This is a genomic window from Acinetobacter tianfuensis (assembly GCF_003611465.1).
Lineage (GTDB): Bacteria > Pseudomonadota > Gammaproteobacteria > Pseudomonadales > Moraxellaceae > Acinetobacter > Acinetobacter tianfuensis.
This window is the reverse complement of the sequence record NZ_RAXV01000002.1, coordinates 60341-73497: the sequence shown is the minus strand read 5'-3', so window position 1 is coordinate 73497 and position 13157 is coordinate 60341. Positions and strand designations below refer to the sequence as shown.

11 protein-coding genes are annotated in these 13157 nt (G+C 43.2%); 8 read left to right on the top strand and 3 right to left on the bottom strand.

The window, feature by feature from the left end; translation table 11 throughout:
• Positions 1-144 precede the first annotated feature (144 nt).
• The 7 genes from D7V32_RS01790 to D7V32_RS01755 all read left to right on the top strand — a co-directional run bounded on the left by D7V32_RS01790 (position 145) and on the right by D7V32_RS01755 (position 7809).
• Positions 145-915, top strand: coding sequence for a 3-hydroxyacyl-CoA dehydrogenase (locus D7V32_RS01790; protein WP_120401216.1), 771 nt, complete (start codon positions 145-147; stop codon positions 913-915).
• A gap of 248 nt (positions 916-1163) precedes the next feature.
• Entirely contained in the window at positions 1164-2300 is a 1137-nt protein-coding gene (locus D7V32_RS01785; protein ID WP_120401215.1) for an acyl-CoA dehydrogenase family protein, read from the top strand.
• A gap of 242 nt (positions 2301-2542) precedes the next feature.
• Entirely contained in the window at positions 2543-4183 is a 1641-nt protein-coding gene (locus tag D7V32_RS01780; protein WP_120401214.1) for an AMP-binding protein, read from the top strand.
• 614 nt (positions 4184-4797) lie between these two features.
• The gene (locus tag D7V32_RS01770) at positions 4798-5547 is read left to right on the top strand and encodes a HesA/MoeB/ThiF family protein (protein WP_120401212.1); all 750 of its coding nucleotides are present in this window, start codon (positions 4798-4800) and stop codon (positions 5545-5547) included.
• 58 nt (positions 5548-5605) lie between these two features.
• A complete protein-coding gene (locus D7V32_RS01765; protein ID WP_120401211.1) occupies positions 5606-6904 on the top strand; it encodes an ABC1 kinase family protein in 1299 nt (432 codons plus the stop codon).
• A 133-nt stretch (positions 6905-7037) separates the two neighbouring features.
• Positions 7038-7418, top strand: a complete 381-nt coding sequence (gene folB, locus D7V32_RS01760) for a dihydroneopterin aldolase (protein ID WP_120401210.1) — start codon at positions 7038-7040, stop codon at positions 7416-7418.
• Positions 7375-7809: a 2-amino-4-hydroxy-6-hydroxymethyldihydropteridine diphosphokinase gene (locus tag D7V32_RS01755; RefSeq protein ID WP_120401209.1), complete on the top strand. Its 435-nt coding sequence runs from the start codon at positions 7375-7377 to the stop codon at positions 7807-7809. Before folB ends, D7V32_RS01755 begins: the two co-directional genes overlap by 44 nt.
• Here D7V32_RS01755 and D7V32_RS01750 read toward each other — a convergent pair.
• The 3 genes from D7V32_RS01750 to D7V32_RS01740 form a co-directional block, all read right to left on the bottom strand.
• Positions 7806-8132 carry a pyrimidine/purine nucleoside phosphorylase gene (locus D7V32_RS01750; protein ID WP_120401208.1) on the bottom strand — a complete coding sequence of 109 codons (327 nt, stop codon included), beginning with the start codon at positions 8130-8132 and terminating at the stop codon, positions 7806-7808. The two genes, D7V32_RS01755 and D7V32_RS01750, sit on opposite strands and share 4 nt — an antisense overlap.
• Positions 8133-8246: 114 nt before the next feature.
• Positions 8247-8882, bottom strand: coding sequence for a 2-polyprenyl-3-methyl-6-methoxy-1,4-benzoquinone monooxygenase (gene coq7 / locus D7V32_RS01745; RefSeq protein ID WP_120401207.1), 636 nt, complete (start codon positions 8880-8882; stop codon positions 8247-8249).
• A 3-nt stretch (positions 8883-8885) separates the two neighbouring features.
• A complete protein-coding gene (locus D7V32_RS01740; protein WP_120401206.1) occupies positions 8886-10205 on the bottom strand; it encodes an MFS transporter in 1320 nt (439 codons plus the stop codon).
• Between the two features lie 178 nt (positions 10206-10383).
• Here D7V32_RS01740 and D7V32_RS01735 point away from each other — a divergent pair, with 178 nt between their 5' ends.
• A complete protein-coding gene (locus D7V32_RS01735) occupies positions 10384-13137 on the top strand; it encodes an autotransporter assembly complex protein TamA (protein ID WP_120401205.1) in 2754 nt (917 codons plus the stop codon).
• The last annotated feature ends 20 nt before the right edge of the window (positions 13138-13157 follow it).

Here is a 13157-nt window from a genome sequence, read left to right as displayed (position 1 = left end):
TATCCATGAATCATTAGGGTTCTTGTTCTATTGTTCAAATACATCACATCAGATGCAGTATTTGGAAATTGTACCGAAAATAATCTATGGTTACTCTGTGTCTTAAGTCGAACATTGTGTTATTTCTTGAAGGAAAAAAATAAAATGAAAATTAAAGGAAAAGTGTTTGTCATTACTGGAGGCGCGTCAGGTCTTGGCGCTGCCACTGCCAGTTACTTGGCGGCTCAGGGCGCTAAAGTCATTATGGCTGATATGAATCAGGACTTAGGAGAGGCGCTGCAGCAGCATTTAGGTGAACATGCTGAATTTGTACAGCTGGATGTAACCAATGACGCTGCGGTTGAGGCTTTCTTTCAGCATGTAGAAAAGAAATATGGTCAATTGAATGGCTTGGTGAACTGTGCGGGTATAGCGCCTTCAGCCAAAGTCTTAGGCCGTGACGGTTTACATGATTTGGCGGTGTTCCAGAAAGTGCTGAACATTAATGTCACAGGCACTTTTAATATGATCCGCTATGCAGCGCAGTTAATGGCGAAATATGAAATGCAGTCTGGCGAAGAAGAGCGCGGTGTCATTGTCAATACAGCATCAGTTGCGGCATATGACGGCCAAATTGGTCAATCTGCATACTCGGCTTCTAAAGGCGCTGTAGTTGCTATGACTTTGCCTTTAGCGCGTGAACTGGCGCGTGAAGCAATCCGCGTTATGACCATTGCGCCGGGCATTATGGAAACGCCCATGCTTAAGGGTTTGCCGCAAAATGTGCAGGATGCTTTAGGGCAAATGGTGCCATTTCCGCCGCGTTTGGCGCGTCCTGAAGAATTTGCGCATCTGGTGGGGCATATTTTTGAAAATAGTTATTTAAATGGTGAAGTGATCCGTTTGGATGGCGCGATTCGCATGCAGCCAAAATAAAACAGGCAATATTAAAAAACTAGCAGAGCCATCGATCACAGCCTCAATTTTATCTTTGCAATTGATTGGATTTGTGGAGGCGATACTTTCCTTTTGAGGGATCAAAAGGAACAAAAAACCCTTGCTGAACTGAAGATATGTCCATATATCTCAGTTCATCGGGCGACATCCATGTCGCCCAGCGCGATAGCACTGACGGATTTAAATTTCAGTATTCAAAGTAAAAATTTAAAAATAAAGGACACTCAATGATTTTAAATGAAGAACAAAAAATGGTTCAGCAGATGATGCGTGATTACTCGCAAAATAAGCTGAAACCGACAGCAGCTGAGCGGGATAAAACAGCGCGTTTTCCAGCAGAAGAATTAAAAGAGTTAGGCGCTTTGGGTGCTTTGGGTATGACTGTATCTGAAGAATGGGGCGGCGCAGGCATGGATTATGTATCACTGGTGCTGGCCTTAGAGGAAATTGCAGCAGGTGATGGCGCAATTTCAACGATTGTCAGTGTACAGAATTCTTTGCCTTGCGGCATTATCCAGCGCTACGGGACAGACATACAAAAGCAGGCGTATCTGACAAAATTAGCAACAGGCGGCATGCTTGGCTGCTTTTGCTTAACTGAACCGCAAGCAGGATCGGATGCCAGCGCTTTAGAGTGCCAAGCTGTACGTGACGGCGATGAGTGGGTCATGAACGGCACAAAACAGTTTATTACTACGGGTAAACATGCAGATATTGCTTTGGTATTTGCAGTGACTGATAAATCCGCGGGTAAAAAAGGTATTTCTTGTTTTTTAGTGCCGACAAAAACCTCTGGCTATATTGTTTCGCGCATTGAAGACAAAATGGGGCAGCATTGTTCAGACACAGCTACCATTATTTTTGATGATTGCCGCATCCCATCTGACCATTTATTGGGTAAAGAGGGGGATGGCTACAAAATTGCGTTATCGAATTTAGAATCTGGGCGGATTGGTATTGCATCTCAATGTGTAGGGATGGCGCGTGCAGCCTTAGATGCCGCTGTGGAATATGCCAATGAACGCAAAGCCTTTGGTGTAGAAATTGTGCAGCATCAGGCCGTGGCCTTTCGTTTGGCAGATATGGCAACACAAATTGAGGCGGCTCGGCAGCTAATTTTGCATGCAGCAGTTTTAAAAGATGCAGGATTGCCGTGTTTAAAAGAAGCGTCTATGGCGAAGCTTTTTGCATCAGAAATTGCAGAAAAAGTGTGTTCAGATGCTATTCAGATTCATGGCGGTTATGGCTATGTGTCCGATTTTCCTGTAGAGCGGATTTACCGTGATGTGCGTGTCAGTCAAATCTATGAAGGGGCATCGGACATTCAGCGTTTAGTTATTGCCCGCGAAGTGGCTAAAGCCTGATGGATCAGACTTTAGTCGATGCCCAAAGCCTGCAAAGCATTTGACGGTTATGGAAATTGCAGGCGGTATCAAAACATGTTTTTCTAATCTTATATTTCAAAAAAGCACAGATTGATTGTGCGGATATTTGTACGGGATGTACGGCTGCAGCGGCTATAAGCAGATGCGGAAAAATAATATAACAATGAATGAGCTAAGCGCAGATGCCATGCCATTCAGCCTTTAGGATAAGAGGTTGTAAAATGAAAACATTAGAACAGGCGTATCAGGATTTTAATTATGAGCAGCAGATTGCAGAGCAGCTCACCGGTTCAGCTGCACAAATCAATGCTTATACAGAATGCTGCGGGCGCTACCTTGGGCAAAATAAAACGGCTTTAATTTGGGAAGGCAAAAATGGTGAATCTGAAAGCTGGAGTTTTGAGCAGCTGGATGAAGCTTCTGGTCAATTGGCTAACTATTTTAAAAGCTTGGGGCTGGGCAAAGGCGACTGCATTGCGGGCTTATTGCCTAGAACACCTGAATTGCTGATAACCATATTGGCTGCTTGGCGTATTGGCGCGGTTTATCAGCCGCTGTTTACTGCATTTGAGTCCAAGGCGATTGAGCACCGTGTGGAAACAGCCCATACTAAATTGATTGTAACGAATGCTGAGCAGTGTCCAAAGCTAAACAGTGTCAAAGTGCCGCATATTTTAACGGTCAACCCTGCCGCAGCATCGGCAGATGCAAATTTTGCACAGGCGCTGAGTAATCATCCTGCAGAATGTGAAGCGGCCATGCTGACATTTGATGATCACTTTCTCATGATGTTTACGTCTGGGACGACAGGTTTAGCGAAATCAGTTCCTGTGCCGCTGAAAGCTGTTTTAGCTTTTAAGGGCTATATGACACATGCGGTTGATTTGCGCGAGGAAGATTCTTTCTGGAATCTGGCTGATCCGGGCTGGGCATACGGTTTGTATTATGGCATTACTGGGCCGTTGAGTTTAGGCCATAGTATTATTATGGATGAACGGGCTTTTAGCGTAGATCATGCTTTACAGATTATTCAAAAATACAAAGTCAGCAATTTAACGGGCTCACCTACGGCATTCCGTATGTTTTTTGGCTTTAAAGAGAAATTTGATGCCTCTATTAAAGCACATCTGCGTGTGGTCAGCAGTGCAGGAGAGCCTCTAACACCAGAGGTAATTCATTGGTTTAATCATGATTTAGCAGTCAATATTTATGACCAGTATGGCCAAACTGAATTGGGTATGGTTATTGCTAATCATCATGCGCTTCAACATTATAAAAAAGCTGGGTCTGCAGGTTATGCCATACCGGGTCACCGTTTTGCTGTATTAGATAAAAACCATGAGGAAGTTGAGTCAGGCGGTATAGGCACACTTGCAATTGACTGTTCACAGTCGCCGCTGTTTTGGTTTAACGGTTATGGCGGCAATAACCGCAAATCATTTGTGGGAAATTACTATTTAACAGGCGATACGGTTCGGTTAAATGAACAAAATGGTATAGATTTTATTGGTCGTGCTGACGATGTCATTACAACGTCAGGCTATCGTGTAGGGCCTTTTGATGTGGAAAGCACGTTGCTGGAATGTGAGGAAGTGTTGGAGTCTGCTGTGGTGGGCAAGCCAGACCCAGAACGTACGGAAGTGGTAAAAGCCTTTGTAGTGCTGAAAGCACAGTATTCAAGCAGCCTAGCGCTTGAACTGAAACTGCAGGAGTATGTGCGTTCACGGTTATCTAAACATGCTTATCCAAAAGAAATTGAGTTTGTTGATGTCTTGCCAAAAACGTCAAGCGGCAAGATTCAGCGCAATCTTTTAAAACAGCAGGAAATGGCCAAAGCTCAAGGCATTCAAAAAGCAGGTTAAAAGCATTCGTATTAAAAAACCGCCATGAGTGGCGGTTTTTTTATTTCAGTGTGGAAATTGAATGCCGCATTTCATGCATTTCGCAATATTTAAATGCAGCATTTTATATTCAGTAAAATTATGCCTGCATAGTAATTGTTTAAAAGAGCGCATCATCATATAAAACTCCAAACATTCAAAAACGCCATAGGACGCAAAAAAGGCTTGCAGCTTAGTCTTTCCCAATGTCCGTAAATACATAGCGGAACACTATTATTTACTGCTGCGGTTAGAAGGCACTCACAGCTAATCCTGTATTCACTTATAGAATCATGGCAACGATTATTTTTTGAATACCTAATTATCATAGCTAGAATAAAAAAATTGTCAAATTTCAAATATTTATTTTAATTTTTTACTGATTTAATTAGGTTCAGGTTTGAGTGATTTCAATGATTATTGCGTTAAACCGCTTGATCGGTGCTGTACAGCCCAATACGTATAGAAATAATGCCGAAATTAACAGCGCTGCTGAATGTAATGACTGAATGCAAAGCATTATTTGACTATACTACTGGTTTAGATATCGCAGATCACAAAAGGACAGACAGGCCGTGACACTCTATGATTCAGACATGGAATTAAGTGATGATGAAATGCATCTGTACAGCCGTCAGATTTTGCTGGAAGGCTGGGATTTGGATGCGCAAGAGCGTTTAAAGCTGTCCAATGTGCTGATTGTCGGCTGCGGCGGTATAGGCTGTGCGCTGGCAGAGCTTTTGGCGCGCGCTGGTGTTGGCAAAATCACCCTGATTGATCCAGATATTATTGAAATGAGCAATCTGCAGCGTCAAATTGCCTTTACTGAACAGGATCTTGGTTTTTATAAGGCTGAAATCTTGGCAAAGCGCCTGCAGCAAATAAATCCGTTTGTTACGCTTAAAAGCATGACCGCCAAATTGGATCAGTCGAATGCATCTGCTTTGGTTGCAGAACAGGATCTGGTGTTAGACGGCTGTGATAATTTCACTACACGTTATACGGTGAATGCTGTTTGCAAAGCGCAGCAAGTACCGCTGATTAGCGCCTCTGCAATAGGTTTTCAAGGGCAGCTGTTTATGGCAGAAGGCAATTCAGCCTGCTACGAATGCCTTTTTCCAAAAGAACAGCATGCCAATGAAAACCTGCGCTGTGCTGATTCCGGCGTATTGGCGACGACACCGAATGTAATGGCTGCTTTGCAGGCGCATCATGCTTTGCTGTACTTAGGTTTGGGCAAAATGCCGCTTAGGCAGAAGCTGATGCTTTGGGATGGCCTGAGCATGAAGCAAAAACTGCTGGCTTTCGAACATGATGAAAATTGCCCAATCTGTCAGGCAAGATAAAGCAATTTTTTTTGAATATTTGCTACACTCTCTACAAAATTGAACTGCTATAGAATTTATGAAAAATAATATTGTGATGGATGGATTGCGCTCTGTTGCCCGAATGGGGCAAACAGCAGCAGTGGCGGCGAAGGCTGGCATCAAATATGCGACTGAAAAGCCAAGCAATGCAAAATTGATGCGTGAAACTTTTGAATCATTAGGTTCAACCTATATTAAATTAGGCCAGTTTATTGCCAGTACGCCTTCTTTATTTCCGCGTGAATATGTTGAAGAGTTTCAAGGCTGTTTAGATCAAACGCCAACATTGCCATTTAGTTATGTACAGCAAGTGCTGGCTTCTGAGTTTGCAGGCCGCAATTTAAATGAAATTTTTGCTTCAATTGATGAAAAATCGCTGGCATCAGCATCTATTGCGCAGGTGCATGCAGCCCAATTGGTCAGCGGCGAAAATGTTGTCATTAAAGTGCAAAAACCGGGTGTAGAAACAATTTTATACACTGACTTAAATGTACTGCACTGGGCTGCGAAAATTTTAGAAAAAGCAGTGCCTAAGGTGAAATTTGCATCTTTGGCGGATATTGTAGATGAAATTAAAACCCGCATGGTGCGTGAAGTTGATTTCATTGAAGAAGCGCAAAATTTAGATGATTTCGTTAATTATTTAAATATTACGCAAAACAAAGCTGCGTATGCGCCGAAAGTGTATCATCAGTATTCCACACGCCGTGTTCTGACGATGGAGCGTTTGTATGGCGTGCCGCTGACAGATTTTGATGTCGTGAAAAAGGTGTCGAAAGATCCGTCACAAGTCTTAATTACCGCCATGAATACATGGTTTGGCAGCTTGATGATGTGCAATAGCTTCCATGCAGACTTGCATGCAGGCAATTTGATGCTGATGGAAGATGGCCGTGTCGGTTTCATTGATTTTGGTATTGTCGGCCAGCTGAAGCCTGAAGTTTGGACTGCATGTATTGGATTTATGGATGCGCTGCAAAAAACCGACTATGCGCTAATGGCGCAAAACATGCTGAACATGGGCATGACAGATACTAAAATTGATACTCAAGTTTTGGCAGCAGATTTAGAACGTTTATTCAGCGGCGTATTGCTGGCAGATCCGCAAGAGCTTTTAAGCACAAACCCTGCAGATTTAAACGACATCATGATGGACATGGTTGGTGTCGGTGAGCGTCATGGCATCCGTTTCCCGCGAGACTTTGCATTATTATTTAAACAAATGCTGTATTTCGACCGTTTTATGCGTATCCTTGCGCCGTATACGGATATTTATGCAGACCAGCGCTTGCAAATGGTTCAGTCAATGGACCCTAACGTGCTGTTAAAGCATTAATATGTATATAAAATGATACCTCTGTGCTGCTGCGGCTCTGTTTTAAGCAAGCGGGCGGTATAATGATCAAGAGCAGATTTAGATCTGCTCTTTTTCCATGATTGAAAAGTAAGATGAATGTGAAAGGTTAAGTATGGATGCAATTATTATTGAAGGTCTGAAAGTTGATACAGTTGTTGGCTGTTTCAATTGGGAGCGTCAAATTATTCAGCCTTTAATGCTGGATTTAACCATTCACAACTGTTTAGAGCAGGCTTCTAATTCAGATGAATTGCAAGATACGCTGAACTATGCAGAAATTTGCGAAATTTCAGCAAAAGTGATTCAAGAAGCACAGCCTAAATTAATTGAACATGCAGCTAAACTTGTTATAGATGCACTTTTTTCTACCTATCCAAGTGTAGAATCTATTATGATTAGCATCCGAAAGCCTGCCATTATCCCGCAAGCAAATTCTGTAGGAATTCGTCTTGAACGTCACCGAAACGATTTTCGCCCTAGCTCTGGCGAGTAATTGTCAACCACAGCAAAACTTTCAGTATGCTTATGCGGCCATTGCGCGTTTAGGTGCAGCCGAATTTTCAAAAACATATCTCATTCCATGCCGTGACGGTGTTGGGGCTGATTATTGGAATTCTGCGTGTCTGCTGAGAAGCCGCTGCAGTGTAGAACAGCTGCAGAACTTGTTGAAACAGCTTGAAGCGGAAACAGGCCGTGTTCGTCCGTCACACCAAATCTCTTTGGATATAGATTTAATCGCTTGGGGAAATAGCCTAAGCAAGATGGAATTTAATCCTAAAAAGATGCCGCTGGCTTTGGATGTAAAAATTCCCCTCCATGATTTGTGGCGGCACGAGTCGTTGAAATATCCTCGGCATTCTTTTGAAGCATTGAGTCCAATTTAAGCATCATCGTGAAAATGGCAAACATAGTCTAAAACATCATCTGTGATGATTTTAAATTGGCTGTTTGCGGGGACATGGAAAGAATCTCCAGTATTGTAAGTCTGCTGTTCTTGATGATCGATGCTGACACGGCAGCTGCCGGAAATGATTTCGATTTCTTCAGCGACATGCGCTTCAAAGGTCAATGGTTCTTCAGTGGCTAAAATGACTCCTAAAGTTTTAGTTTGGCCATTTTCTAATTTGATGACGTAGCTGATTGAGCGTCCGCCAAAATGTATATTCGGCTTTTTACTGACAGATACAAAATCAAACTGGGACTGCATGTGTTTTCTCCTTAAATCGTTTTATTCTTCTGTGCATTAAAATACGATATTTTTTTTGAAAGCGGAATGTATTTTTGCACTTTAAAAAGCCTGCATAAGCAGGCTTTTGGGGACTTAAATATAATAGCTGGTTTTAGTCATCAGTTTAGAAATAGCAGTCATGGTAATGCGTACAGGAAGAGGAAGCGTTACCCCGCCAGCATTTAAAGCTGTATCGCGGTGATGCAGTTCGTCCTCATTCATTTGCAGCAAAATTTTACGTGAACGTTCATCTTGCTCTGGCAGCTGGCTGATATGATGCTGCAGATGCATGCTGACTTGGCGTTCAGTTTCAGCAACAAAACCTAAGCTGTATTTATCGCCGGCAATACCTGCCAGAGCGCCCATGCCAAAGGACAGGCTGTACCAAACAGGATTCAGTAAGCTTGGCAAGCTGTCCAATTCTTTCAGCCGGTCTTCGCACCATGCTAAATGGTCTTGTTCTTCAATGGCTGCCTGTTCCATTTCACGGCGAACATTTGGCAGTTTTGCAGTCAAAGCCTGACCATGGTATAGCGCTTGAGCGCAGACTTCACCGCTGTGATTGACCCGCATCAAACCTGCAACATGTCGCGCTTCACTGACCGCAAGCTGTGTTTCAGTGCTGTTGCCCGGATTTTCGCGCTGCGCTGCGGTCGTGCCTGGGACTAAACTGCGCAGGGCTTGGTCAAAAGAATGAATGAATTTGTCTAAACCTGTGTAGTGACGCATGAATTAATCCTCTAAGCTAACTTGCGCATTTTTAAGCATTGGCGTTAAGCGCAGCAGAAGCCAAATTGAAAAAATGGCGCTGAGTATCGCCGTAATGCAGAAAAGTATTTTGATATCAATCTTTAGGACGCTCAAGATGATAATAGAAAATATAGCAGAAGATACCATGAATACTGCATTTAAAATATTGTTGGCTGCAACCACACGAGCACGATGTGAGCGGGGGGAATATGCCTGCATTGTTGCATACAGCGGTACGATATAAAAACCGCCGCTAATACCGAGTAAAGTGACTGCAATCATGACATGGTAATAACTCCAGCCGCTGCTGAAAATTTCTGCAAGTCCCATCAGTTCACCGCTGCGCTCTGGCACGAAGCTGAGGCTGGCTGCTAAATATAGTGCGCAAACCGTCAGGCCGACAGCGCCAATGGGCACCATTTTGATATTTACTTCGGTCCCGCCAATTTTACGGCATAGCAATGAGCCGATACCAATCCCCACAGAAAAGAAGGTCAGCAGCAAACTGACGACATTTTCAGATGCATGCAGGTTTTGCTGGGTCAGCTGCGGAATTTGCGTTAAATATGTTGCGCCATAAAACCAGTACCAGGAGTTGCCCAGTAATACTGTAAATATCAGCGGCAGGCTTTTTGCGTAGCGGATGGTTTGGCAGCTGGTGCGGAAGAAGTTCCAGTCAACTTTAAAATCTGGGCATGTTACCGTCTGCTTTAATATAAAGGTACTGGTGATATAGCCGAGTATTGCAATCGTTACGACGGTCACGCTGATCCAGATTAAATTGCCCTGTGAGAGGGAAATCACGGCACCGCCAAGAATCATACCGACCAAAATGGCGATGGATGTGCCTGACTGAAAAAGCGCATTGCCGGACATTAGCTCATTCGGCTTTAAAATTTCAGGCAAAATCGCGTATTTGATTGGGCCGAAGAAAGTGGAATGCGTACCCATTAAGAACAGCGCAGCCAGCAATAGCCATAAGTTGCCTAATAAAAAGCCCGCTGTGCCTAAAAGCATGATGAGTATTTCAGCTATTTTCAGCATCCGTACAAGCTGCGAGCGTTCGTATTTGTCTGCCAGCTGTCCTGCTGTCGCTGAAAAGATGAAGTAGGGTAAAATAAACAGCAGCGCTGCTAAGTTGTTCAGTGTGCTGATACTTGCCGCTTGCTGCTGAATCCATCCATAAGTGATGACCAGCAGTAAAGCTTGCTTATAGACGTTGTCGTTTAGCGCTCCAAAAAACTGGGTGAGAAACATGGGCAAAAAACGGCGCGTGCTAAGTAGGTGTTCACTGTTCTTCATATAATGTGCACTGCATAAAGTTTTATTAAGAAATGTGATCGTTTGGTAAATTGGCTAAAAAAATCATGTAAGATACTTTTAGCCTAGGAAATGGCGAAAACTCAATAGATTTAAGTTCTTGAGCTTAAATTTAGAGTTAAACGTCCATTACAAAAAACAAATTGGTCTAGAGTTTGCTATGCCTGCAAAAATTAATTTTAAAAAGACAATGCTTCATCTAAGTATGAGTCAAATGACGCTAAGGCATAATAACAATAAACGTCTATGCTTAAGCATGTTTTTAATGCTTATGGCACAGCAGGCTATGGCCGAAATACCGACAGAAACGCCAGTTGCGCATGCTACTCAAACAGAGATGATCGCAGAACTCAAGAGTGAAGCTGTAAAACAAGGTATGGATTCGGCTGAAGAAATTGCAAAGATTGATCATTCAATGACTGCCGAAACCTCTCTAGACAGTATGCAAATGCTGCAAGAACAGCAAAATGCGCAAACTGAAATTGATGCATTTAAACCGATAGCGTTTGATGATTTAGAGCAGCTGCCGATAGAGCCTGTAGATCAGCAAATGGCGAATGAAATTATGCAGGCTGCAGAACAGGCAAAACAAGAAGCGCAAGATTACCGTGCATCGCAAAAAACTGAAATGACGGTGCCTGATATTTCCGTAGAGGATTTGCAGGAAATTAACAAAGCGCCAGTCAATATAGATGATTTGATGCAAAGTATCCGTGCAGACAGTGAAATTGCTGTTGCGCAAAATGAAGACGGTAAAACGCTGAATGCACCTGTTGATGAGTCGCGGGATCAAAGTGAAGAGGTTGCTAAGCATAATATTTTCAAGCGTTTATTGTATAAAGTGCGCCCGCCGCGCCAAATAAATACAGCTAAAGTAGCGCGTATCAGTGCTGAAGTTGTAATTGAAAATGCACAAAATGATGGCAGAGCATCGCAAAAAAATTATGATCAGGCGCTGCTGGATCTAAAAGAAAATATTAAAGGCAAGCTATCCAGTTTTACGCAAGAGTCCTTCAGTGATTTTTCATCAGCATTGCCGCAGCTGCGCAGTTTGTCCAGTCAGGCAGCTCAGGCAGTAGGTTTTTATAATGCTGAATTTAAATTTGAGAAACTGAGTGAAAGTAAAGTTAAGGTTTTAGTACAGCCGAATTCACCAGTTATTCTTCAAGAACATCATGTTGAATTTAGCGGCGCTGGCGAAAATCAGGCCCAGTTTCAGGTCATTGGCGTTTTGCCTGATCAGGATGTTGGGGATATTTTTCATCATGGCAAATACGAAAATACCAAACTCCGTATTAATGACGCGGCGTCAAATAATGGTTATTTTGATTCGTACTGGCGTTTACATGATGTCAAAGTTGCGCAGCCGCAGGATACTGCGGAAGTGAATTTGCGTTTTGAAACTGGTGAACGCTATAAGCTGGGCAATGTCGAATTCCGTATGAGCGACCCAGAAAAGGCATTCCCGCTGAACAAAGAAATTTTGCAGAGTTTAGTGCCATGGAAAGACGGGGCTGACTATGCATTTTGGCGTGTGAATGGCTTAGCCAATAATTTAACCAACTCGCGCTATTTTAATTACACTTTGGTGGATGCAGTCCGTCCAGACCCTATTGAAAAGCAGCTTGAGCTTCCGCCAGACATACAGAAACTGGTTGATCAAAATAAAGTTGCGGCAGAGAGTTTGGAGCCAAAAGGCCAGCAAGCGGCATCTGCAGATCAAGAAGTTTCCCAGCATGTAGTTAATGAAGACCAGTTCGCTGGCGTCACGGCTGCCGGTCAAAATGAACGCATGCGTACTTTGCAAGCGGCGCAGGATGATAAACAAGTTGAACAGGAAAAATTAAAAGCGCAAGCGCGGGACACAAAAGTTGTCCCAGTTATTGTGACTTTAAATGCAGATAAGCTGAACAGTGCGGAAATTGGTGCCGGTTTTGGTACAGATACAGGTCCGCGCCTGCGTGGACAATACCGCCGCGCTATTGTGAATGAACGCGGTCATTCTTTTGATGCCAACTTGGAGCTGTCCAATATACGCCAGTCTCTAGACGCGCGCTATAACATACCATATAAGCATCCGCTGAATGACTACATCAGTTTGGTAGGCGGTTATGAGCGTGAAGAACGGGACAATGTCGGTGCAGATGTAAATCTTATGATCGAGTCGGCTGTTGCTGGTGCTGACCGTATTATTAAAAATCCGCGCGGCAGCTGGCAGCATACATATGGTGTGCGCTACCGTTTGGACCGTATTACAGACAGCGGTTTAAACAGCGCCAATATTGACGAAATTCCAGATGCCTTTTTGGTAAATGCCAACAGCGAGCAAGAGTCTTTGCTGCTGGGCTATGAAATTTCCCGTACTGACTCAGACAAACGTGTCAATCCAAGCAAAGGTTTTAAACAGACTTATAAAATTGAATTTGGCTCAGAAAGTTTGCTGAGTGATGCCGATATGGCAATTGTGAATGCAGGATGGCGTTTTATTTACTCTCTGGGTGAAAATGACAATCACCAATTTGTAGGGCGTTCAGATTTAGGTTATATCTTTACCGAAGATTTTGACAAAGTGCCTTATAACTTGCGTTACTTTACGGGCGGTGACCAAACGATTCGCGGTTTTGACTATAAAAGTTTAGCGGCAGAGGAAGATGGCTATAAAATTGGCGGTCAGGCTTTAGCTGTAGGTTCTTTAGAATATAATTATCAGTTTAAAGAAGGCTGGCGCGCGGCAGTATTTACTGACTTCGGTAATGCTTATGACAAAGATTTTAATACTGAAACTGAATATGGCGCTGGGTTAGGCATACGTTGGGCTTCTCCGATTGGTCCTATTCGAATTGATGTGGCAGCAGGCTTGTCTGATGAAAATACGCCAATCCGACTGCATTTCTTTATTGGTTCACAATTATAAAATTAGGTAATTTGAGAAAT

Excerpts from the sequence above, each read along its gene's own strand:
- D7V32_RS01790 (WP_120401216.1), top strand. The coding sequence starts at position 145 with ATGAAAATTAAAGGAAAAGTGTTTGTCATTACTGGAGGCGCGTCAGGT.
- D7V32_RS01785 (WP_120401215.1), top strand. The coding sequence starts at position 1,164 with ATGATTTTAAATGAAGAACAAAAAATGGTTCAGCAGATGATGCGTGAT.
- D7V32_RS01780 (WP_120401214.1), top strand. The coding sequence starts at position 2,543 with ATGAAAACATTAGAACAGGCGTATCAGGATTTTAATTATGAGCAGCAG.
- D7V32_RS01770 (WP_120401212.1), top strand. The coding sequence starts at position 4,798 with ATGGAATTAAGTGATGATGAAATGCATCTGTACAGCCGTCAGATTTTG.
- D7V32_RS01765 (WP_120401211.1), top strand. The coding sequence starts at position 5,606 with ATGAAAAATAATATTGTGATGGATGGATTGCGCTCTGTTGCCCGAATG.
- folB (WP_120401210.1), top strand. The coding sequence starts at position 7,038 with ATGGATGCAATTATTATTGAAGGTCTGAAAGTTGATACAGTTGTTGGC.
- D7V32_RS01750 (WP_120401208.1), bottom strand. The coding sequence starts at position 8,132 with ATGCAGTCCCAGTTTGATTTTGTATCTGTCAGTAAAAAGCCGAATATA.
- coq7 (WP_120401207.1), bottom strand. The coding sequence starts at position 8,882 with ATGCGTCACTACACAGGTTTAGACAAATTCATTCATTCTTTTGACCAA.
- D7V32_RS01740 (WP_120401206.1), bottom strand. The coding sequence starts at position 10,205 with ATGAAGAACAGTGAACACCTACTTAGCACGCGCCGTTTTTTGCCCATG.
- D7V32_RS01735 (WP_120401205.1), top strand. The coding sequence starts at position 10,384 with ATGCCTGCAAAAATTAATTTTAAAAAGACAATGCTTCATCTAAGTATG.